Source organism: Microbacterium sp. 22303, from assembly GCF_052045265.1.
Classification (GTDB): Bacteria; Actinomycetota; Actinomycetes; order Actinomycetales; family Microbacteriaceae; genus Microbacterium.
Window position 1 is genome coordinate 37,033 of sequence record NZ_JBQEOQ010000010.1, and the last position, 21,576, is coordinate 58,608.

23 protein-coding genes, 1 tRNA gene and 2 pseudogenes are annotated in these 21,576 nt (G+C 67.0%); 14 read left to right on the forward strand and 12 right to left on the reverse strand.

Annotated elements, in window-relative coordinates:
* The first annotated feature begins 4 nt into the window (after positions 1–4).
* A complete protein-coding gene (locus ACTJI8_RS19995) occupies positions 5–487 on the forward strand; it encodes a MarR family winged helix-turn-helix transcriptional regulator (protein WP_440735191.1) in 483 nt (160 codons plus the stop codon).
* A 38-nt stretch (positions 488–525) separates the two neighbouring features.
* Here the strand turns inward: ACTJI8_RS19995 and ACTJI8_RS20000 are convergent, their stop codons facing one another.
* The 4 genes from ACTJI8_RS20000 to ACTJI8_RS20015 form a co-directional block, all read right to left on the reverse strand.
* Positions 526–1,899, reverse strand: a complete 1,374-nt coding sequence (locus ACTJI8_RS20000) for a cytochrome b/b6 domain-containing protein (RefSeq protein WP_440735192.1) — start codon at positions 1,897–1,899, stop codon at positions 526–528.
* A 13-nt stretch (positions 1,900–1,912) separates the two neighbouring features.
* Entirely contained in the window at positions 1,913–2,884 is a 972-nt protein-coding gene (locus ACTJI8_RS20005; RefSeq protein ID WP_440735193.1) for an electron transfer flavoprotein subunit alpha/FixB family protein, read from the reverse strand.
* Positions 2,885–2,886: 2 nt separating this feature from the next.
* Positions 2,887–3,663, reverse strand: a complete 777-nt coding sequence (locus ACTJI8_RS20010; protein ID WP_440735194.1) for an electron transfer flavoprotein subunit beta/FixA family protein — start codon at positions 3,661–3,663, stop codon at positions 2,887–2,889.
* Between the two features lie 214 nt (positions 3,664–3,877).
* Entirely contained in the window at positions 3,878–5,032 is a 1,155-nt protein-coding gene (locus ACTJI8_RS20015) for a sugar ABC transporter substrate-binding protein (protein WP_440735195.1), read from the reverse strand.
* A gap of 349 nt (positions 5,033–5,381) precedes the next feature.
* Between ACTJI8_RS20015 and ACTJI8_RS20020 the strand changes: the two genes are divergently transcribed.
* Positions 5,382–6,320 (forward strand): VOC family protein, encoded by a 939-nt coding sequence (locus ACTJI8_RS20020; protein ID WP_440735196.1) that lies wholly within the window; start codon positions 5,382–5,384, stop codon positions 6,318–6,320.
* 72 nt (positions 6,321–6,392) lie between these two features.
* Positions 6,393–7,253 carry an SDR family oxidoreductase gene (locus tag ACTJI8_RS20025; RefSeq protein ID WP_440735197.1) on the forward strand — a complete coding sequence of 287 codons (861 nt, stop codon included), beginning with the start codon at positions 6,393–6,395 and terminating at the stop codon, positions 7,251–7,253.
* 47 nt (positions 7,254–7,300) lie between these two features.
* On the opposite strand, the gene ACTJI8_RS20030 is transcribed toward ACTJI8_RS20025, so the two are convergent.
* Positions 7,301–8,470 (reverse strand): thiolase family protein, encoded by a 1,170-nt coding sequence (locus ACTJI8_RS20030; RefSeq protein WP_440735198.1) that lies wholly within the window; start codon positions 8,468–8,470, stop codon positions 7,301–7,303.
* A 266-nt stretch (positions 8,471–8,736) separates the two neighbouring features.
* Between ACTJI8_RS20030 and ACTJI8_RS20035 the strand changes: the two genes are divergently transcribed.
* The 5 genes and pseudogenes from ACTJI8_RS20035 (at position 8,737) to ACTJI8_RS20055 (ending at position 11,165) form a co-directional block, all read left to right on the forward strand.
* Positions 8,737–9,258, forward strand: coding sequence for an HtaA domain-containing protein (locus ACTJI8_RS20035; RefSeq protein WP_440735199.1), 522 nt, complete (start codon positions 8,737–8,739; stop codon positions 9,256–9,258).
* 126 nt (positions 9,259–9,384) lie between these two features.
* Positions 9,385–9,540 (forward strand): annotated as a pseudogene (locus ACTJI8_RS20040) (transposase); the annotation flags it as partial.
* Positions 9,541–9,601: 61 nt separating this feature from the next.
* Positions 9,602–9,748 (forward strand): annotated as a pseudogene (locus ACTJI8_RS20045) (IS3 family transposase); the annotation flags it as partial.
* A gap of 44 nt (positions 9,749–9,792) precedes the next feature.
* Entirely contained in the window at positions 9,793–10,710 is a 918-nt protein-coding gene (locus ACTJI8_RS20050; protein WP_440735235.1) for an ABC transporter transmembrane domain-containing protein, read from the forward strand.
* Positions 10,620–11,165: an ATP-binding cassette domain-containing protein gene (locus tag ACTJI8_RS20055; protein WP_440735236.1), complete on the forward strand. Its 546-nt coding sequence runs from the start codon at positions 10,620–10,622 to the stop codon at positions 11,163–11,165. Before ACTJI8_RS20050 ends, ACTJI8_RS20055 begins: the two co-directional genes overlap by 91 nt.
* 489 nt (positions 11,166–11,654) lie before the next feature.
* Here ACTJI8_RS20055 and ACTJI8_RS20060 read toward each other — a convergent pair.
* Positions 11,655–11,728, reverse strand: a tRNA-Pro gene (locus tag ACTJI8_RS20060).
* A gap of 200 nt (positions 11,729–11,928) precedes the next feature.
* On the opposite strand from ACTJI8_RS20060, the gene ACTJI8_RS20065 reads away from it, so the two are divergent.
* The 5 genes from ACTJI8_RS20065 to ACTJI8_RS20085 all read left to right on the forward strand — a co-directional run bounded on the left by ACTJI8_RS20065 (position 11,929) and on the right by ACTJI8_RS20085 (position 15,257).
* The gene (locus tag ACTJI8_RS20065) at positions 11,929–12,513 is read left to right on the forward strand and encodes a GNAT family N-acetyltransferase (RefSeq protein ID WP_440735200.1); all 585 of its coding nucleotides are present in this window, start codon (positions 11,929–11,931) and stop codon (positions 12,511–12,513) included.
* A 59-nt stretch (positions 12,514–12,572) separates the two neighbouring features.
* A complete protein-coding gene (locus tag ACTJI8_RS20070) occupies positions 12,573–13,292 on the forward strand; it encodes a lysoplasmalogenase family protein (RefSeq protein WP_440735201.1) in 720 nt (239 codons plus the stop codon).
* A complete protein-coding gene (locus tag ACTJI8_RS20075; protein ID WP_440735202.1) occupies positions 13,289–13,672 on the forward strand; it encodes an RNA-binding S4 domain-containing protein in 384 nt (127 codons plus the stop codon). Before ACTJI8_RS20070 ends, ACTJI8_RS20075 begins: the two co-directional genes overlap by 4 nt.
* An 86-nt stretch (positions 13,673–13,758) precedes the next feature.
* The gene (locus tag ACTJI8_RS20080; protein WP_440735203.1) at positions 13,759–14,973 is read left to right on the forward strand and encodes a DUF222 domain-containing protein; all 1,215 of its coding nucleotides are present in this window, start codon (positions 13,759–13,761) and stop codon (positions 14,971–14,973) included.
* Positions 14,931–15,257, forward strand: coding sequence for an HNH endonuclease signature motif containing protein (locus ACTJI8_RS20085; RefSeq protein WP_440735204.1), 327 nt, complete (start codon positions 14,931–14,933; stop codon positions 15,255–15,257). Before ACTJI8_RS20080 ends, ACTJI8_RS20085 begins: the two co-directional genes overlap by 43 nt.
* A gap of 40 nt (positions 15,258–15,297) precedes the next feature.
* Here the strand turns inward: ACTJI8_RS20085 and ACTJI8_RS20090 are convergent, their stop codons facing one another.
* Positions 15,298–16,257, reverse strand: a complete 960-nt coding sequence (locus tag ACTJI8_RS20090) for an NUDIX domain-containing protein (RefSeq protein ID WP_440735205.1) — start codon at positions 16,255–16,257, stop codon at positions 15,298–15,300.
* 81 nt (positions 16,258–16,338) lie between these two features.
* On the opposite strand from ACTJI8_RS20090, the gene ACTJI8_RS20095 reads away from it, so the two are divergent.
* Positions 16,339–16,758: a GNAT family N-acetyltransferase gene (locus tag ACTJI8_RS20095; protein WP_440735206.1), complete on the forward strand. Its 420-nt coding sequence runs from the start codon at positions 16,339–16,341 to the stop codon at positions 16,756–16,758.
* A 41-nt stretch (positions 16,759–16,799) separates the two neighbouring features.
* On the opposite strand, the gene der is transcribed toward ACTJI8_RS20095, so the two are convergent.
* The 5 genes from der to scpB are packed head-to-tail and all read right to left on the reverse strand — an operon-like array spanning position 16,800 to position 21,572.
* Positions 16,800–18,323: a ribosome biogenesis GTPase Der gene (gene der / locus ACTJI8_RS20100; protein ID WP_440735207.1), complete on the reverse strand. Its 1,524-nt coding sequence runs from the start codon at positions 18,321–18,323 to the stop codon at positions 16,800–16,802.
* On the reverse strand, positions 18,316–19,044 hold the full coding sequence (cmk, locus tag ACTJI8_RS20105; protein ID WP_440735208.1) for a (d)CMP kinase: 729 nt from the start codon (positions 19,042–19,044) through the stop codon (positions 18,316–18,318). Before cmk ends, der begins: the two co-directional genes overlap by 8 nt.
* A complete protein-coding gene (locus ACTJI8_RS20110; RefSeq protein WP_440735209.1) occupies positions 19,037–20,158 on the reverse strand; it encodes a prephenate dehydrogenase in 1,122 nt (373 codons plus the stop codon). Before ACTJI8_RS20110 ends, cmk begins: the two co-directional genes overlap by 8 nt.
* Entirely contained in the window at positions 20,155–20,979 is an 825-nt protein-coding gene (locus ACTJI8_RS20115) for a pseudouridine synthase (RefSeq protein ID WP_440735210.1), read from the reverse strand. The genes ACTJI8_RS20110 and ACTJI8_RS20115 overlap by 4 nt, the downstream gene beginning before the upstream one ends.
* The gene (gene scpB, locus ACTJI8_RS20120) at positions 20,976–21,572 is read right to left on the reverse strand and encodes an SMC-Scp complex subunit ScpB (RefSeq protein WP_440735237.1); all 597 of its coding nucleotides are present in this window, start codon (positions 21,570–21,572) and stop codon (positions 20,976–20,978) included. Before scpB ends, ACTJI8_RS20115 begins: the two co-directional genes overlap by 4 nt.
* Between the last annotated feature and the right edge of the window lie 4 nt (positions 21,573–21,576).

A 21,576-nucleotide genomic window follows, 5' to 3' on the forward strand; every position in this document is an offset into this window, starting at 1 on the left:
ACGTATGGACGAGCGCGAGTCGGCGGCGTGGCTCGGGCTGACCGCCGTGACCCAACTCCTACCCGCGGTCCTCGACGCCCAGTTGCAGCGGGATGCGGGAATGACCCACTTCGAGTTCACGGTGCTCACCGCCCTGCGGCTCGCGCCCTCCTCCACTCTGCGGATGACCGCTTTAGCAGGGTCGACCAACGCGACATTGCCGCGGCTGTCGCACGTCTGCTCGCGTCTCGAGAAGCGCGGCCTGATCGAACGCCGCTCTTCTTCCGTCGACCGACGCACGACGAACGTGCGGCTCCGCTCTGCCGGCAGGCGCGAGTTGATCCTTGCCACCCCCGGTCACATCGAGACAGCTCGGAGGATCGTGATCGATGCGTTGACACCGGAGCAGCTCGAGGTACTGACGCAGATCAGTACCACCATCCGGCACAACCTCGCCGGCACCGAGCGATGGGGCCCGCCGAACGCCCCGCAGCATGATGAAAGCTGATTCGGTTCGCTACGGGTGTCGTCGGTCGGGTCTCGCGTTCAGCGGCTGCTGACGGTGCCGAAGGCGCGGGCGATGGGGGCAAGGACGAGGGGTCGGGCGGCGACCAAGCCGATCGTGATGACGGCGAGGGACGCGGCGAAGATCCAGAACCCAACCCAGTTGATGGTGTCTTGGGAGGCGTACATGTGGTTGAGATTGCGCAACGCACCGGTGGCGAGCACGAGGGCGACGTGGCTGGCTATGAACGCGACGAAGTACAGCATCACCGGGAAGTGGACGGCGCGGGCCCATTCCACCGGGTAGAGCCGGTTGAGAGTCGCAGCGTTCTTGGGCCAGATGCCGCTCATCCGGACCCCGGTCGCGACCGCGAGGGGGGCAGCCAGGAACACGGTGGCGAAGTACGCCAGTTGCTGAAGGCCGTTGTAGTTGACCCATCCGTTCTCGGTTGGCCAGTTCAGGGAGAGGTATTGCAAGGCCGCGGAGCCCGCGTTGGGGAAAACCGCCCAGGAGGTGGGGACGATCTTCATCCACTGCCCGGTCACGAACAGAAGCACGATGTAAACCAGTCCGTTGCTGATCCAGAGGATGTCCAGGGATTGGTGGAACCAGAGGGTCAAACTGATCTTGCGGTTCGGGTTGTTGCGAGGGGACCAGAACGCGGTAGGGCGCTTGTCGGTGCGGACCCGTAAGCCGGAGCGGATGATCAGCACGATCAGGAACACGTTGAAGAAGTGCTGCCAGCCCAGCCATGGCGGGATGCCGACCGGCGCACCCGCAGGTAGTGGGTACTCTCCGGGGTAGGCGGCCAGAAAGTCTTGGAATGGGTCGGTGCTGAGCAAAAACCGCACCCCGAGCACCGTCATCGCCGCGACTAGCAGCAACCCGACACCGCCGATGATCACGACCCCGGCCCACCCCAGCGCGGTGAACCGCCCGTACCTGGACGGTTCCGGTGCGGACCGCGACGAGGTACGGTCGGCGAACCCCTGCCACGCCGTCCGCGGAAAATTCAAAGGCAACGATGGATCCACCCTCTTCGGGGCCGCAGGAACAAACGCGGGCGCCGGGGTGCGGAACGAGGCTGCGTCGGGGGTCGCAGCAGGTGCGGATACGACGGTTGCGGTCACCGCAACCGCGGCCAGGACCGCGGGGAACTCACCCGTGGGCGGCCACGCCCCCCCACCCGGCACCCGCGGCAGACCGCGCCGGATCGTGCGGATACCGTTGCCCGTGGCGCCCGATTCTCCCGCCATGGCGGCTGGCGCTGCGACCGGCGCGGCGACCATCGTTGCGTCCACCGGGTCAACCTCATCGGCGAGCGGCGGATCACCCGGTGCGGTGGTGGCTGCGGGGGGCCAGGGGTCGCCGCCGGGAGTGCGGGGCAGGCCGCGGCGAACGGTGAGGCGGGACATTGCCATCGGAGGGTTACGCTTTCCAGGCTTGCAGGGCGGTGATCAGCTGCGGCACGACCGTGAACACGTCGCCGACGACGCCGAAATCGGCGATCTCGAAGATCGGGGCGTCTGGGTCCGTATTGACTGCGACGATGGTCTTGGCTGTCTGCATGCCGGCTTTATGCTGGATCGCTCCGGAGATGCCCAGCGCAACATACAGCTGAGGTGAGACCGACACCCCTGTCTGCCCGACCTGGAAGGACTGCGGCACATACCCGGCATCGACCGCCGCGCGGGACGCGCCGACCGCAGCGCCCAGCGTGTCAGCGAGTTCTTCAACAAGCACGAACTTCTCCTGTGACCCCAGCCCGCGGCCTCCTGAGACCACTGTGCCCGCACCCCGCAATTCTGGCCGCGACGAGGTCACCACCACCGGGTCCACACCGTCGATCCTGCCCGCCCGACTCCCAGACGCCATCACGACCAGCGTTGACACCGAGGGCGACGGAACGGCATTGGCGCGGGCTTCGATCGCACCCTGCCGCACCGTGATCACCGGCGCCCCCCACGTCACTGCGGCATCGACGTTGTACGCGCCGCCGTATACGGAGTGCTGCGCCACGATCCCCTCCGCATCCCGGGTCACCCCGACCGCGTCCACACACAACCCCGAACGTGTCCGCGCCGCGTACCGACCCGCGACGTCCCGGCCCTCGATTGAGTTCGACACCAGAACCGCATCCGGCCGCACCAGATCGGTCGCCGCAGCGAGGGCGTCCACGTCCGGGACGGTAAGCCTGTCACCAGCGGCTGGTGCGACCAAAACGGATGCCGCGCCCAACAACCCCGCCGCCTGCGCCAAACCCTCGGCGTCTGAAACGATCAAAGCCACTGGCGTCCCCACCAACGCGGCCGCGCCCAGCAACTCCGCCGCAGTCTTGGCCAGAGCACCGTCCGGCATCGTATCCAGCAGCACCAGAACTGAATCTTCTGCGAAAGCCATGCTCACACCAGCCTGTTCTGCACGAGGAACTCCGCCAGCTTCTGCCCGGCGTCGCCCTCATCGACGATTTTTGTGCCAGCCTGCCGCGGCGGCTTCTCCGACAGCCGCAGCACGATCGACTGCGATGCTGCCGACTCCTGTGGCTCAACTCCCAGATCCTGCAGCGTCAGCGTCTCGAGCGGCTTCTTCTTCGCCGCCATGATGCCCTTGAAGTTCGGGAACCGCGCATCCGGCAACGCCTCCGTGACCGAGATCACCGCCGGCAAGTCCGCCGACACCCGCATATTCGCCCCATCACTAGCCCGCTCACCCGCCACCGTGCCTTCGCCGATCACCACCGAGGTCAAGGTCGTCAGATTCGGCACATCCAGCAACTCCGCCAGCATCGCCCCCATCACCCCAGCCGCACCATCTGTGGACACATTCCCCGCGATCACCAGATCAAACCCAGTCCGCCGGACCGCCGCCGCTAGCACCTCAGCCGTCACACCCAGATCCGCCCCCACCAGACCCTCATCCGCCACATGCACCGCCGAATGCGCACCCATCGCCAGGCCCTTGCGCACTGTCGCCGCCGACTCAGCCGGCGCCATCGACACCACCACCACCTCGGCATCCGCATGCGCATCCGCGTAGCTCAGGGCCACCTCGAGCGACCGCTCGCCGATCTCATCAACCACCGTCTCGCTGATAGCGCGATCGGCCAACCCCGTCTCCAGGTTCAGCTTGCGATCGCCCCACGTGTCCGGGACCGGCTTCAACAGCACGACGATTTTCATGGCACTCCGTTCATTCCTACCATCACTCTACCAAACGAATGGTTGATTAGTAGCTTGCGCGCGATCTTGCCGCCGTCCATCTCGCCGCAAATCCTCGGTCATGTCACTCATCTCCTCGTCATTCACCGAGAATCACGCGGCCGTTCGCACGCAGCAGCGGGCGCGACGTGTCAGTGTCGCGCCCGCTGTCAGTGAGGGGACTAGCCGCGTCTGATCACTGCCCTGTCCAGACCTTCTTGTAGACGGCTTCGTAATCGAACGGCACGGTGTAGGCCTTGCCCGCCGCCGGCATGCTGTCCGGGTTGTCGGCGTTGACGGTCGTGAACCCCACACCCTGGGCGGCGGCCGGAACATCGTTGAAGTAACGATTGAGGTTGTCCATCGTGGCCCAGATGTGGAACGAATTGTCCCAGGCGGCAGGGATCGTCAGCGTCCCGGAGGCGACCAGCGGCTGCGTCTCGGCGAGCCCGGCACCGCCCGTGAGGATCGCGTCACTGCCGGCTTCCTGCACCGCTGCGGCGCCACCGAGCGTCTGATACATGAAGTCGAACGGCAGGTAGACGCCGTTCGCGTCGGGGTGCTTGATCAGCGCGGCCCGGAAGTTCTGGATCCACGGCCCGTTCGGAATCAGGTCGGTGCCCGGCGTGAAGATCTCCTCGCTGATCTCGCACTCTGCACACTTATCGACCTCCTCCTTGAAGCCGTCGGCGATCGCAATCTCGAGGGGATCGGCACCGCGGGTGGTGATGGCTTTCAGCTTCCCTCCGGTCTGGGCGATGAGATACCAGGCCGCGCGCTTACCCTGGTTCTTCCACCATTCGGCGTTGTCCACCGCGTCGCTGTCAAGGATGTTGGGCACGCTGAACAACGGCGAGCCGTCGGTCGCATCGCAGCTCACGCCCTCAGCGCTGATCACGGGGATACCCTGATCCTTGGCCTCCTGCAAGGCCGCCGTCGCGAGCACGCAGCTGAAGCCGTTGAGGAACAGCGCATCGGGATCCGAGGCGAGGGCCGTTCGGATCGCGCTGGAGTAGCCTCCTGCAATATTGAGATTGCCGTCCGCGTAGTTGTAGTCCCAGCCGAGCGCGTCGATCGCATCTTCTGCGGACTGCCGACTGTCCTCGCACGCCGGTCCGCAGGTGATCACCCAGACCGACTTCTCCTTGGCCGCCGTTGGTCCGTCGGCGGGCGGCTCTTCGGAGGTGCTCTCGTACAGTTCATCGAGCGTCGGGAAGTCTCCGGCAGCTCCTTGTGATGGCCCCGTCGTCGTCGACGGGGAGTCCGAGTCAGTGGCGCAAGCGCTCAATGAGGCGACGAGAACCCCCGCCGCGACCGCGGCGACGACAAGTCGCATCTTCTTGGATCGCATTTCAATTCCTTTCATGGCGGGAGTTCCCGCTCAGGCTCGGAGCACCGATCAGCAGCGAGTCGTCAGCTTCATCGCTGAGACATGGACACTGCTCGATCATCATCGCCCATAATCCAACGATCGTTCGGTTGAAGATGATTCACACACTGTAGCGCAAGGGCGCACGTTGTCAATGGCTCTCTGGGGACACACCGGTCGTGACTCGCCGAGCATCACGCGATAACATCTATCGATCGATCGGTTGACTCGATCGCGGCGCGCCCGATAGCCTCTCCCCAGCCGTCCACATGCACCGAAGCCGGGCGGCATCACCGCGTGCTACCGCCGCGGGCGACGGATTGGCGGAAACATGGTTCAAGTCATCCAGATCGGTATGAATTCAAGCGATCTCGCGGGTTCCCTGCGGTTCCACGAGGCGCTAGGTTTTCTGAATGCCGGGGGCCAAGGGCTCTGGGGTGAGGCGATCCGCACGCAGGGACTGGAAGCCGACAGCCGAGCGATCATGTGGTGGATGGTCGGCCCGCAGCCTTTTTTCCAGCTCGAGTTCTTCCACCACACGAATCCCGCGCAACGTCCTCTGCCGGCGGACTGGAATCCCGCAGATCGCGGCTGGACGCGCTGCGGGTATGTCGTCGATGATCTGGATGCGATCACGGACGCGCTCTTCGCCATGGGTATCACCGCCTTGGCCCCTCCGAGCGGAGCACCCGGCGAACGGCGCGTCGCGTTCCGCGAACCGTACGTGGGAGTCGTCGTCGAACTGATGGAACGAGCGGCAGCACCCCCATGGTGCCACCCCACGTCGCCCGCCCTGGTGTATGCGGCAACGTCAGTGTCCGACCTCGAGGGCGCCCGCAAGTACTACAGCGAGATCGTCGCTCCCGGGGCGGTGACCATTCGACTCGAGTCGCTGCACTCTGCCGAGCACGAAGCACTGTGGGGCCTCGGGGGTCGCGAACGCGCGGGCGCGGTTTTCCTCCTGAACGAGGTCGCGGTCGAAATAGTGGCCTATCGAGATCCCGGCAGGCCCCGCCCCGACGACTATCGATCATCCGATCAGGGAGTTGCCAACATCGCTCTGGGATCGAGGTCAGTACCTGAGATCAGATCTACTTTCGGCCGCCTGGCCGCGGCAGGGCTTGTTCCGCCGTCCTTGGTGGATATCCCGCACTTCTGCGGGGGCTACATCGTCGAACCGGAACGGGAGCTGGAAATCGTCGCCGTGGAGCATGAGATGGACGAGCTTCTGGGATTCCGCCCGGCGAACCCGTTCCTCTCGACACCATGACCCGTCATGAGGCGCGCGCCGATCACCACCGCCTTTGGCGTCTTACCCAACCACTAGAAAAGGAGATGTCGCATGAACTTTCTCATCACGGGCGCGAGCGGCAAGCTCGGACGCCTCGTCATCCAGAGCCTCATCGAACGCGGCGTCGACCCGCAGCACATCGTTGCCGGTGCCCGCGACGCTGCCAAGGTCGCCGATCTCGCAGAATCCGGCGTCACCGTCGTCACCCTCGACTACACGCAGCCCTCGACCGTCGAGGCAGCATTCGAACGGGTCAACACCGCGCTGCTGATCTCGAGCTCGGAAGTGGGCAGACGAGCCGCGCAGCACAATGCGGTCATCCATGCGGCAGCCACCGCGGGGGTCGCCAAGTTCGTGTACACGAGCGCCCCGAAGGCGACCACGAGTGATCTGATCCTGGCACCCGAACACAAGGCGACAGAAGAGGCGATCGCTGCCGCGCAACTCCCGGCTGTGATCCTGCGCAACAACTGGTACACCGAGAACTACTCCAACGAAGTCGATCGCGTCCGTGAGACCGGGGCCTTCGCGGCGAGCGTCGGTGATGGACGCGTTGCTTCGGCCACACGCAGGGACTACGCAGACGCCGCAGCCGCCGTCCTGCTCGGCGACGGTCATATCGGCCAGGTGTACGAGCTCGGCGGCGACGTCGCGTGGGACTACAACGAACTCGCGGAGGCCATCAGCGAGGTCACCGGTCGCCCGGCCTCGTACCGGCCGCTCTCCACCGACGAACACGCCGCGGCGCTGAAGTCGGCTGGGTTCGATGCGGGCACGATCGATTTCATCGTGTCTCTGGATGCCAGTATTCGAAACGGCGCCCTCTCCGAGAGCGACGGCAGCTTGTCACGCCTGATCGGCCGACCCACGACCCCTCTCGTCGACGGCCTGCGCGCGCTGGCTAACCTCTAGCGCCGGATCCGCGGCGCTAAGCGCATCTTCGGTTCGCCCTACGCAGCTCAGCGCTCTAGGACGACCGCCAGCCCTTGACCAACGCCGATGCAGAGCGCGGCAACAGCGACACCGCCGCCTCTTCGACGGAGCTCGTGTGCCGCGTGTCCGATGATTCGCCCACCTGACGCACCCAGCGGATGCCCCACCGCAATAGCGCCTCCATGGACGTTCACGATCTCCGGGTCTATCTCAGGCCAGCCGGCGATGCACGCCAGGGACTGAGAAGCGAAAGCTTCATTGAGTTCAATGACATCGACTTCGTCCCACGAGCGACCGGCGCGACGAAGCGCCATGTTCGCCGCTTCGATGGGGGCAATGCCGAAGACGTCGGGGGCACAGGCTGAGACTCCTCGTCCAGCGATACGCGCAAGCGGCTCCATGTCGACCGAGTCGACGGCGCCGAGCAGAATCGCCGATGCTCCGTCACTGATCGGCGAGGAATTCCCAGCCGTCACACTTCCCTCTGCGTCGAACAATGCCGCAAGTGCGGCTAACTTGTCCGATGAAGTGTCGTCACGAATGCCTTCGTCGCGCGACACGACGGCTCCTGGGACCTGCACGATCTCCGAGTCGAAGACTCCCGCGCTCCATGCTTGTGCCGCACGGCGGTGACTACGAACGGCGAACTCGTCCTGCGCCTCGCGGTCAATCCCGTAGATCCGCGCGAGCTTCTCCGCTGACTCGCCGTTGGATATGGTCCACGCCGAGGGAAGTGCAGGGTTAACCATGCGCCAGCCGATACTCGTGTTCCACATCGTCTGGTTCCCCGAAACCGGCCAGGCGCGAGGCAGTTTCTCAAGGACGAAGGGTGCCCTGCTCATCGATTCCACTCCGCCTGCTAGAACGATGTCGGCGTCACCCGATTCGATGGCGCGCGATGCCTGAATCACGGCTTCCATTGAAGATCCGCAAAGTCGATTGACTGTGACGCCCGGGACACTCGTGGGGAAGCCTGCGAGCAGCGCACCGAATCGGGCGACGTTGCGGTTGTCCTCCCCCGCCTGATTCGCGCCGCCGAATATGACGTCATCGACCTGCATGGGCTCGAGACCAGCGCGCGCGACCGTCTCTCGCATGACGATCGCCGCCAGATCATCCGGACGGACAGAGGAAAGCCTGCCACCCGCCCGCCCGAAAGGGGTTCGGACCGCGTCGTAGATGTAGGTCGAAGCCATGTCGTCTCCTTGGGACGTGCTATTCGTTAAACGGTGAAGACATCTGCTCGGGCCGATGGGGTGGCACTCCAGGCGGTGGCGACGCACCGTGGATCGAGCCGCTTGCTCGCAATGAGTCTCTGATCGCCGCCGACGGCATTGCTTGAAACTAACAGATGTTTGTTTTACTATAAAGCATCGACGGCTCGCTACGTGATCGTCGCGGTAGTGTGGCTGGTTCGCTAGGTGATCAGTCGGAGCCACGCGGCAAAGCACGGAGGGCTGAGATGACAGAGTTTGCACTGCTGTGGGGCGTCAGGGCCACCTTCGTCCGCTATGTCGCCCGCCAACCTGGAGCGAGCGCGTCGGTTGGTGGGGGCGCCGCATCAACGAGTGACAATCGATTTGTTTTTCCAAGCTTCAGCGCTGATGCCTCGGCCGACAGTACGGCGGCGACGACCATGGAGTTCGCGGGGAGCGTGCAGTTCACCGCCCACGGCGGAATTCTGGATCTTCTGCTTGCCGATCCATGGCTCGAGGAAAACCGACGCACTCTAAGGCTGAGCTTTGCGACCCGCGGTGCAAACGGACAACTATCAAGAACCGCGGTCGCAGAACTCATCGAGAAACCTGCCGGGAGGCACGATGAAGGTCGACGGCGCTGGGAGGCGAAACTCACCCAGCCAGGATCGGCAGTCTTCGGTGGCATGTACTCGCCAGGCGAGTCACTCGACCCCGTTTTCCTCATTCCGAGCCCTTTGACCGCGCTTTCGCCCCCCACCCCGATCAACGGTAAGAACGAAACCTGACCCGTCTTTGACGCGGCCGTCGCGAAGCGCGGGACTGCTGACGGTTTGGTTGACTCCAATGACGTGCCCCACAGTTTGGTACCTGCAACGCTCTGAGGATCGGGCTTGTTCTGAGAGGCTCAGCCCATGCCGCGACCATTTCCTGTCGAGTTCCGAAGACGCGCCGTGGCGCTTGTCCGAGCGGGTAAGCCTGTCACGACCGCTGCGGTCGAGCTGGCTGTCAGCGCGGCCGCGATCCATAACTGGGTCAAGCAGGATCAGATCGATCGCGGAGAGCGTCCCGGAGCGACAACGCCGGAGAATGTTGAATTAGCGAAAGCGAAACGACGGATCCGGCAGCTCCTGGACCACCCGGGAGGAGCTGCGCATCGCGATCGTGACCTGGATCGAAAGGACCTATCACCGCCGGCGCAGGCAAGCCCGACTCGGACGTTTGACACCCGTCGAGTTCGAGACCATCATGAACCAAACCCTGGCCCTCGCGGCCTAACCGAAACTGTCACCCATCCGTGCAGCAGACGCTTCCTCTCTCGGATGATCTCCGACACCGCCGCATCATCATCCGTTCTGACGACGGGTGTATGCAAACTCCTCGCTGCGGTCGTCACCTTCGCGGTCGCGGCCGTCCTCATGGCCACTATCGACCCGATTCTGTTCGCTCTGTCGATGGTGATCACCGTGGTTGCTACGGTGTTGTCCACCGCCATGGGGCGGCTGGTGCGCTCAGCGTCCGGGAGAACTCAGGCGGCGACCGCGACGCTCGCAGGCAGCTTCGTACGCACGCTGACTGCGCTGCCGCTGATCCGAGCCTACGGAGTGAGTGGACAGCAGCTTGCCCTCATTACAGCCGACGCTAATGACGTCAGGACGAACGCGATCAAGGTGGCGCGGTTGGGTGCGTACATGCAACCGGTCATTACCCTCGCCACTCAAGCGCTCCTCATCGTCACGCTTGCTCTCGGTGGTGTGCGGGTGGCTGAGGGGAGCCTTTCACTCGGAGGGCTGATCGCGTTCATGATGTACCTGATGATGATGGTCGGACCGGTCTCTCAGGTCGGGTCGACGTTTGTGAGCATCCAGACGGGACTTGCGGCGATAGACCGCGTCGATGAAATCGTCTCCGCGCTGCAGGAGAGCGATCTTCTGTCGGGCGGCGCTCACGCCGATGTCAGGCGCGGCGGCGAGACTCTCATTGAACTCGAGAACGTCACTTTCGAGTATCCGCAGGCGTCGACCGGGCCAGCTACTCGCATCGGGCCGCTCGATATCGCTATCCGGGAGGGTGAGCACGTCGCTCTCGTTCTGGGAAGTCCACCGTGTTCGCTCTACTCGAGAGGTTCTACGAACCCAGCAGCGGGACCATCCGTGTGCGTGGAGTGCCGGCTAGCAATGTTCCGCTCGGCGACCACCGAGCTCACATGGCGTGGGTGCCGCAGAACTCGCCGCCGGTAGGAGGAACTGTTCGGGACAATCTCGACATCGAACAGCGCGGCCTTCCGGACGACGCGCTCTTGCAGGCGTTGGGGGACGTGGGGCTGTTCGACAGCATGGGCGGTGATGTCCTCGACCGACCCGTCGCAGTGTCAGGAAGCAACCTCTCAGGAGGTGAGCGGCAGCGGCTTGGGGTTGCCCGAGCGTTGCTCTCCGACCGAGGGATGCTGCTCCTTGACGAACCGACATCGAGCCTCGATGCCATCTCCGCCGAGGGATTGTCGGCGCTGCTGCGGGAGCGTGCAGGGTCGAAGACCATCGTCATGGCCTGCCACCGTCTGGCGGAGGTGCGCGCCTTCGGCAAGATCATCCTCATGGAGCACGGCCGCATCGTGGACGTCGGCACACACGACGAGCTCCTCGACAAGTGCAACCTCTACAGAACTCTCGCCGCGCAGCAACACGCTCCTACCTGAAAGCAACATTCCTGACAGCATGAGCGCATCACCCAGGACGTGGACTGCGACGACCGCCGGCGTTAGAACGCTGTCCTGCCTGCTGCCTGAGCGGTCCCCACTTCGCCGGCCAACGCGTTTAGTGGGTTGTCGCAGGCGTTGGCAGTCCCGGAGACGTTAAGCAGGGTGATGGACAAGGCTGTGCCTGCGGCGCCGGAGACCTGCTGGAGGGTGTTCACAAGAATGCACCCCTCGACGGACAAGAAACTCTCACCCACGAGACTCCTGCCAACACCCATCAGACCGCAGCACCGGGCGACGAAAATGGTTGTGGATCGATGCGAGATCGGGCTGCAGGTCCCGGCCAGGTCCCGGCTCGTGACAACAGCAACCGTCACGGCCTCGAACGGGTGCCCAACGTCCCGCGGTCGCTTCCATAAACCCCTACGAAGAGGACTACGGAAACGGCCAAACCCAGGCAAGAAACAGGCTCTCACCTGGGCTCTTCTGTCGGGATGACAGGATTTGAACCTGCGACCCCCTGACCCCCAGTCAGGTGCGCTACCAAGCTGCGCCACATCCCGTTGTTCACTTTTCGGCCGGAAACAGTCGTTACCGCACTTGACCCCCAGTCAAGTGCGCTACCAAGCTGCGCCACAGCCCGTGGACGACCGCACCGGAGCGCGGGCAACTCCCCTATCGTAGCCGACTCCTGAGGGCTCCGCGAAACCGACGCGGTCCGGGCGCGGCGCGGATGTCGACGGCCCCGCGTAGGGTCGGGATCATGACCACGATCACGACGAAGGCAGCGACGCCCACGGAGTGGGATGACGTACAGCGGACGCTCACGGGAGGCGGCGACGGCGCGTCCTGCCAGTGCGTGTGGCCCGTGCTGCGCAACAAGGACTGGAACGCGACCACGAAGGAACAGCGGGTCGAGATCCTGCGGGATGAGATCACGACCGGCCCGCCGCCCGGGATCGTGGCCTATGTCGACGGCGAGGCTGCGGGCTGGATCCGCATCGGCCCCCGGCCAGGACAGGCACGCATCGTGAACACCCGCACCATCGTCGCCGCGACGCAGGAGCAGCTCGACGACGGCGACGTGTGGGCCGTGACCTGTTTCTCGGTGCGCCGCGATCAGCGCGGCAAAGGGTTGAACGCGGCGCTGCTCGCGGCAGCCGTCGACTACGCCCACGAGTCGGGCGCTCGCATCATCGAGGGGTATCCGGTCGACACCTCCGCCGTCAAGGTGTCATCGAACGACCTGTTCCACGGGGCGCTGTCGACCTTCCTCACCGCGGGGTTCGCCGTCGTCGGCGAGCTGCGCTCCGGGCGGCCTCTGGTGAGCCTGAATCTCGCCGCATAGCGATGCCGGCGGATCCGGTCACGGTGGGTCACGCACCACCGCACTCCTACGATGGAGGGATGCAGAGCCGCACCCGACTTCGCGCCCTGTGGCCGTTCGCGCCGTACATCGTGGCCTCCGCGGTCCACGTGATCGCGAACGCGACGCACAGTCCGCTCATCACGCCGACCAAGGCACTGCTCATGCCGTTGCTCGCGCTGCCCGTGCTGCTGGCCTGGAAGTCGCTGGCGCCACGGGGTGCCGCATTCCTGCTGATCGTGGCGCTGTTCTTCTCCTGGCTCGGCGATGAGGCGGGGCTGTTCTTCCCGTTCGCGCCCGAACTGCCGCTCATGCTGGGTTTCTTCGGCGTTGCGCACCTCGCCTACATCCTGCTGTTCCTGCGCCACCTGCGCGTGCGCCGGCTTCCGATGTGGACCGTCGTCTACGTGCTGTGGTGGCTGTTCATGATCGCGATCCTCGGGCCGCACACGGGATCGCTGCTCGCAGCCGTCGGCGCGTACGGCATCGTCCTGGCGGGCACGGCGGCGACGTCGGCGCGTTGCCGGGCGATGATCGCCTGGGGCGGCACCTTCTTCCTCTCCAGTGACACGATCCTCGCGTTCCGCCTGTTCCTGCCCGACGCGATGCCCGACTGGACGAGCCCCGCGGTCATGGTCACGTACACGATCGGACAGGGCCTGATCGTGGCCGGAGCGCTGCTGACGCTGCGCCGACAGGACCCGACACCGGCGCAGACACGCGTCGCACTCGCCGACCGCGACAGTGGGTTGCCCGTATGAACGTCGAGCCGTGGGCGAGCGGCCCTGTCCGCATCGACAGCTGGCTCTGGGCGGTGCGCGTGTTCAAGACGCGCTCCGCAGCGACGACCGCCTGCCGCGCCGGCCACGTGCGCCTCAACGGCGACAAGGTCAAGGCCGCGCAGACCGTGAAGATCGGCGACGAACTGCGGATCCGTATCAGCGGGTTCGATCGGATCCTGATCGTCCGCCAGACGCTCGTCAAACGCGTCGGCGCACCGCTCGCCGCCGTCGCGGCCGAGGACCGCACCCCGCCGCGTGATCCGGTCGCCGCCGCGGGCCTGCGAGACCGCGGCGCGGGTCGGCCCACCAAGCGCGAGCGCCGCGATATCGACCGCCTGCGCGGTCGCGATCACGACTGAGCGGTCGCCGGCCCGTCACCTCACTTCCGGGCGGGAATGTCTTCCACAGTCTTCCGTTCTTCGTATTTTTGTTCTAAACTGGGGGCATGTCAGAGGCCCCGCTCCCCACCACCGCCGACCGCGGTGCGCTGCTGGATGCCTGGCTCGCGAAGCGGGCCGAGATCACCCGTCTGGAGGCCGAAGCCTCCGATCTGCTGGCCGCCCGGGCCGAGCTGTTCGACGCGGATGTGCGCGCCGAACCGGTGCATCGCGACATGATCCGCCGGTCGATGATCGCGGAGTATTCCGCCGCTGCGCGCATCTCCAAGACCGCCGCTGAACTCGGCTTCAACGATGCGGCCGCCATGAGTGAGTTCTTCCCGGCTCTGCGCGACGCACTGCGACAGGGCACGATCACGATTCAGCACGTGCGCGTGCTGATCGCCGCAGCCGCGCCCGTGCGCGAGGCCGTGCTCAACGGCCGCCTGGGCGCCGAGACACTCGCCATGTATACGGCCGCGGCTCTGGCCGTCGCCGAGCAGGAGACGCCGTCCCGCACGCGCCCTTATGCCAAGCAGATCGCCGCGACTCTCGCCGGGGAGAGCATCCGGGAACGGCACGCGCGGGCGGCGTCCGAGCGCCAGGTGACGGTTCGCCCGCTCGACGACGGCCTCGCCCTGCTGACGGCGGTGCTGCCGGAGGTGTATGCCGTCGCGATCATGGATCGCCTCACCCGGCTCGCGACAGCGATCGCCGCCGCCGGCCGCACCCGTCATGACGCCGAACTCGATCACCTCTTCTCCGACCCGACCGTCGAACGCTTCGCCGGTGCAGACCGCGAGGAGTTCCCCTTCCCCGAGGATCTGCACCCCGACGACCCGCGGTTGGACAGTTACGACCTGATCGCCTCTGGAGGGACGTACGCGCTCGATCCCGATCACGACCTCCACGACCCCGAGACCGACACCTGCGAGGCCAGCAAGGTCGGCCCGGACGCCCGGCCCGAGTTCGTCGCAGCCGATGGACGCACCCGCCGGCAGATCGAGGCCGACGCCCTCATCGATCTGCTGCTCGCCTCCTCCCCTTCCGAGGCTCTGGGAACGGGTCTCGACCGCGTCACCGCTACCGTCCAGGTGACGGTCGCGGCCACCACCCTTGCTGGCGAGGACGACCGGCTCGCCGAGCTCGACGGGCACGGACCGCTTCATCCCGTGGCCCGGCCCGCGAACTCGCCGGCCGGGCCACGGGATGGAACCGGCTCTTCCTGGATCACTCCGGAATGGTCACGAAGGTCGACCGCTACACCCCGACCAACGCGATGAGACGTTTCCTGCGGGCCAGGGATCAGCGCTGCCGCTTCCCCGGATGCCACACCCCGGCCCACCGCTGCGAGATCGATCACAACCACGACTACGCGCGCGGCGGGCCGACCGAACTCACCAATCTGAGCGACTTCTGTCCGGGGCACCATCCGCTCAAGCATCCCGATCTCAGCGACACTCATCGCTGGACGGCGCACCAGCTCCCCGACGGCACGGTGCGGTGGACGAGCCCGCTCGGTCGCACCTACGACGACCGCGCCTCGCGCCGCGTCATGTTCGTGTGACGCGCCCACGAGAGTGCGCCCGTCGGCGGAAATGTCGGCGCTACTCGCCGATCGGCTGCACCGCCTCCTCGAGCTGCTCTAGCAGCCAGCGCACGGGCCGCACCTCGACGGGATCGCCGTTGCCCGTCAGCGCCTCGATGCGTGCGGTCAAGCCGCGATCACTCGTGACCACGAACACGCGGTCGCCCGAAGCCAGGTGTTCGGCGGCGACATCGACGATCGCGTCATCACCGGCTGCGGGAGCCCGCACGACCTCGACGGCGCACGCCACGTCGGCGCTGTCGGCGGGATCCGAGACGTCCCGCGCCGCACCTTCGGCGACGAGCACCACCCGTGGGTGCCAGCGCGTCGAATCCAGCGCGACCCGATCGGCGGAGACGCCTCGACGCGCCCAGGCGTCCAGCCGGTCGCGGAGACGTGCCGTCGCGGAGGCACGGTCCTTCCACCAGCCGTCCGGCACGGATCCGACGACGTTCGCGGCGTCGACGACCACGACCGGTCGCACGTCCAGCAGGGCGCGCAGCTGCGGCCATGCGGTGACGAAGCCCGGATGCAGCGGGCGACGATCCACCTCGTCCACCGGCACCCATTGCAGCGCCAGGCTCTCGGGATCGCTGATCACCGGCTCGAACGGCGCGACCACGTCGGCGACCACGGTCGTATAACTCCAGATCCCCAGATCCAGCACGCTCTCGAACCGCGCACGGACAGCGTCGTCGGGAACGCCAGCCTCCTCCTGCGCCTCACGGATCGCGCCCTCGCGGGCCGACTCCCCGTCATGCAGGGCTCCGCCGGGGAGAGCCCAGGTTCCGCCATGGTGCGACCACGCGACCCGATGCTGCAGCAGCACGCCGCGCTCACGGTCGTACGCGAGCAGCCCCGCGGCTCCGTACCTGCCCCAGTATCGCTCCCCCGTCGGAGCCACCACCCAGGCGTCGCCGCTGTTCAGCGGGCCGTGTGGGCGCCGGGGTTCGCCGGGCTCGGGGAGGACGATCGTCACGCCTCCACCTTTCCACACCCCGTCATTCGATCGCCCTGTGCGACGGAACGTTGCACTCCTGCACTTGCAAGAATGGTGCTCATGAGCGACGCCTACGAACTGGACGACGATCCCTCCCGCATCCAGACCGACGCCGTGTGGACCTGGCTCTCGACCGAGGTGTACTGGGGTCGCTGGCGCACGCGCGCCGACGTGGAGACTCAGCTCGCGAACGCGTGGCGCGTCGTCGGCGTCTACCGCTCCGACACGGGCGAGCAGGTCGGCTTCGCCCGTGCCGTCTCCGACGGCGTCGGGTTCGCCTACCTCGCCGACGTCTACGTCGACCACGCGCACCGCGGCCACGGCCTCGGCAAGCGCATGATGCAGCTCATGATCGACGACGGCCCGGGCGCGGACATGCGCTGGACGCTCTTCACGAGCGATGCGCACGGCCTCTACCGGCAGTTCGGGTTCACCGAGCCCGACCGCACCGCGATGGTGCGCGCCTCCCGCCAGGGATGAGCCGTCCGGTGCCCGCGAGTCCGCGGGCGCCGGACTGTCCGTCAGCGCTGCCGGCGCTCGCGCACCCGCATGTTGATCACGATCGGCGTGCCCTCGAAGTCGTACAGCTCGCGCAGGCGCCGCTGGATGAACCGGCGGTAGCCCGGGTCGAGGAACCCGGTCGTGAACAGCACGAATGTCGGCGGGCGCGTGGACGCCTGTGTGCCGAACAGGATCCTGGGCTGCTTGCCGCCCCGCAGCGGGTGCGGGTGGGCGGCGACGAGCTCAGTGAGGAAGGCGTTGAACTTGCCCGTCGGGATCCGGCGGTCCCAGTTCTCCAGCGCCTTCTCCAGGGCGGGGACCAGCTTGTCCAGGTGACGGCCGGTCTTCGCCGAGATGTTCACGCGCGGAGCCCAGGCGACGTGCGCCAGGTCCTGCTCGATCTCGCGCTCCAGGTACCGGCGGCGGTCCTGGTTCTCCATGTCGTCGTCGAACAGGCGGTCCCACTTGTTGAACGCGAGCACGAGCGCGCGGCCCGACTCCAGCACCATGTCGATGATGTTCAGATCCTGCACGCTGATCGACTGGCTCACATCGAGGACGACCACGGCCACTTCGGCCTTCTCCAGCGCCGTCGACGTGCGCAGGGAGGCGTAGAAGTCCGCACCCTGCTGCAGGTGCACGCGGCGGCGGATGCCCGCCGTATCCACGAACCGCCACAGCTTGCCGCCCAGGTCCACGATCTCGTCCACGGGGTCGCGGGTGGTGCCGGCGAGCTCGTTGACGACGACCCGCTCCTCCCCTGCCGCCTTGTTCAGCAGCGAGGACTTGCCCACGTTCGGACGACCCAGGATCGCGACCCGGCGCGGTCCGCCGATCTCGCCCTTGGCGACGGCGGAGACCTCGGGCAGCTTCTCCATGATCGCGTCGAGGAGATCTGCGACGCCGCGACCGTGGATCGCGGAAACGGGGTACGGCTCGCCGAGACCCAGGTTCCACAGAGCCGCGGCCTCGGGCTCCTGCCGAGCGTCGTCGATCTTGTTCGCGACGAGGAAGACGGGCTTGCCGCTCTTGCGCAGCAGCTTCACGACGTGCTCGTCGGTCGAGGTGGCCCCGACCATCGCGTCGACGACGAACATCACCACGTCGCTGAGGTCGATCGCGACCTCGGCTTGGGCAGCGACCGAGCGGTCGATTCCCTTCGCGTCCGGCTCCCAGCCGCCGGTGTCGACCAGCGTGAAGCGCCGGTCCATCCACTCGGCCTTGTACGTGACGCGGTCACGTGTGACACCGGGGGTGTCCTCGACGACCGCCTCGCGACGGCCCAGGATCCGGTTCACGAGAGCGGACTTGCCGACGTTCGGCCGGCCCACGATCGCGACGACGGGCAGCGCGGGCAGGTACTGGATCCCGTCCTCGCCCTCGATGAGGCCGGCGAGAAGCTCGGCATCCTCATCGTCCAGGTCGTAGTCGTCGAGGCCCGCCCGCAGGGTCGCGGCGCGCGACTCGACGAGCTCCTCGTCCATCGCGTCCAGCTTCTCCGCGAGGCGGTCTTCGCCGCCCTCGTATTCTTCTTCGTCAGCCATTGTCGGCTCCTCGCTGCGCTCCGGGCGCACGTCGCTCGATCACCGCGATCACGGCATCGATGGTCTCCTCGAAGTCGAGATCGGTCGAATCCACGACCTCCACTCCCTCCGCGGCGGTGAGGAAGTCCACCACCGCGCTGTCTTTGGCATCACGGTGATGCAGCGCAGCGGCGACCGCACCCGCATCCTCCGCATCGAGTTCCGCAGCCCGGCGCGCCGCGCGCACCTCAGGGGCCGCCGTGAGAAGGATCCGAACGGGGGCGTCGGGGGCGACCACCGTCGTGATGTCGCGCCCCTCCACCACCACGGCGGGGTAGGCGGCCTCTCGCGCGATCCGGCGGAACGCGTCGTTGACCTGCACGCGCACGGCGGGCACGCGGGCCACGCCGCTCACGGCGCCCGAGACGCGCGGTTCGCGGATCGCCTCCGTCACGTCCGTCGCTCCCACATGCACGAGGCGATCGTCCGGGTCGAGCCCCTGAGTGAACGGGAAGTCGGCGGCGGCGGCGAGCACTGCGGCCTCGTCGGCGGTGTCGTCGCCGCGGTCCAGCACGTGCCAGGCCAGCGCGCGGTACGCAGCGCCGGTGTCCAGGAAGCCGTAGCCGAGGCGTCGCGCCACGGCCTTGGACACGCTGGACTTGCCGGAACCGGCGGGGCCGTCGATCGCGACGATGAACGGCGCCTGCGCCGAGGGCCCTGAGCTCGTCGAAGGGTCAGTCATCGGGCATGCTCGCAATCCGCCATCCCCTGGCCTCGAGTCCTTCGACCGCGCCACGGAGTGCGGCGGGGGTGACGCTGATCTCGGCCAGGCCGAACTGCGCGCCCGGCGAGTGCTCCAGGCGCAGGTCCTCGACGTTCACCTCGAGCTCGCCGAGTTCGCCGAACAGGCGGCCGAGCTGACCCGCGGTGTCGTCGATCATCACCACGAACGACTCGAAGCGGCGGTTCTGGCCGTGCTTGCCGGGCAGGCGTTCGACGCCCTCGTTGCCGTGCCGGATCGCCTCGGCGACCGTGCGCCGGGATCCGGTGCGGTCCGGCTCGCGCAGCGCGTCGGCGACCTCGGCGAGGTCTGCCGCGAGGGCATCGAGCACCGAGACGACGGGTGCCGCGTTGGCACCGAGGATCTGCACCCAGAGCTCGGGCGCGGACGCGGCGATGCGAGTGGTGTCACGCACGCCCTGACCGGCAAGACGGAGCGAGCCGTCCTCGGCGTCGGCGAGACGGGCGGCGAGCAGGCTCGCCACGACCTGGGGCACGTGCGAGGTCAGCGCGACCGCGCGGTCGTGCTCCTCGGGCGTCATCTCCAGCGGCATCGCCTCGAGGTCGAGCGCCAGGCCCTCGACGAGCGCGAGATCCGCGGCGCGGGTCTCCTCGTCGCGGCACACCACCCACGGGCGTCCGATGAAGATGTCGGCCCGCGCCGAGATCGCTCCCCCGCGCTCGCGACCGGCGAGCGGATGGGATCCGATGTAGCGCGTCAGGTCGACGCCGCGCTCGCGGAGCACGCGCAGCGGTTCGAGCTTGACGCTCGCGACGTCGGTGACCACGGCATCCGGGAACCGGGCGAGCTCCGCCTCGATGACATCGGCCGTCACGTCCGGTGGCACGGCGACCACCACGAGCGACGGGGCGTCGTCGGTCCGCGCGGCACGGCCCGCGCCGTAGTCGATCGCCAGGCGCAGCTGCGCGGGAGAGGTGTCGGCGAGGGCGACGTCGACGCCCTTCGCCGTCAGGGCATGCCCGATGCTGGCGCCGAGAAGCCCCGCGCCGACGATCCGGATGGTTCCGGACAGCCGCGCGGCACGCTCGATCGGCGTCCTGCTCGTGTCGCTCACTCGTTCTCCTGCGCGTCTCCCCGGTCGGTCACCGGCGCATTCGACGCGCCTTCTGCGGGGGAATCCTGGCGCGACAGGGTCAGAAGCGCGCCGAGTTCGATTTTAGTCAGTTCGCGGGACTTCCCCGCAGGGAGCGTTCCCAGGTGCAGCGGGCCGAACTGGCGCCGCACCAGCTCGGTGACCGGGTGTCCGACCGCGGCGAGCATGCGGCGCACGATCCGGTTGCGTCCGGAGTGCAGCGTGAGCTCGACGAGGCTGGATCCCGCGGACGAATCCAGCAGGCGGGCCTTGTCGGCGGCGATCGGTCCGTCCTCGAGGTCGACACCCCGGGTGAGCTTCGCGATCGTCTGCGCGGTGACGGTGCCCTCGACCTTCGCGATATAGACCTTTGTCACGCCGAACGAGGGGTGCGCAAGTACGTGGGCGAGATCTCCGTCATTCGTGAGGATGAGCAGCCCGCTGGTCTCGGCATCCAGGCGACCGACGTTGTACAGACGCTCCTCGTAGTCCTTGGTGAAGCGCCGCAGATCCGGCCGGCCGTTCTCGTCCTTCATCGTGCTGACCACGCCGGTGGGCTTGTTCAGCATGACGTAGCGCTTGCCGGTGTCCAACTGCACGGCGGTGCCGTCGACGTCGACGAGATCGTTCTCCGGGTCGATCCGTCGGCCGAGCTCTGTGACGACGGATCCGTTCACCCTGATCCGTCCCTCGACGATGTACTGCTCGATCACCCGACGCGACGCGACGCCGGCGTTCGCGAGCACTTTCTGCAGCCGCACGCCCTCAGGGGCGGCGAACGGGTCAGCGGGGGCGGGGGTCATCGGGCGATCCTCTCGTCGAAGCCTTCGGAGCCGTCGTCCAGCAGCGGGGAGATCGGCGGCAGCTCGTCGAGCGAGTTGATGCCGAGATTCTGCAGTAGGGCGTCGGTCGTGCCGTAGTTGATCGCGCCCGTCTCGGAGTCCTGGAACAGCTCGGTGATGAGCCCTCGCCCCAGCAGCGTGCGCACCACCGAATCGACGTTGACCGCCCGGATCGAGGCCACCTGGCTGCGGGTCACCGGCTGCTTGTAGGCGATCACGGCGAGCGTCTCCAGCGCTGCCTGGGACAGCCTTGCCGGTGCCTGCCCGCCCACGAAGTCGGCGACCAGGTCGTCGTAGTCTTCGCGCACGTAGAGCCGCCAGCCCCCGCCGACCTCGCGCAGCTCGAAGCCGCGCCGCGGGCCGTGCCCTCGGCCGTCGTACTCGTCGACGAGGGACTCGATCGCCTGGCGCACCGCCGGCACGGGCGCGCTGACGGCCGCGGCGAGCGAGACGAGACTGTGCGGCTCGTCGATGACGAGCAGGATCGCCTCGAGCTTCTCCGTGAGCGGCTGCTCCACGGTCACGGCGTCATCGGTCACCGTTTCATCGGTCATGGTG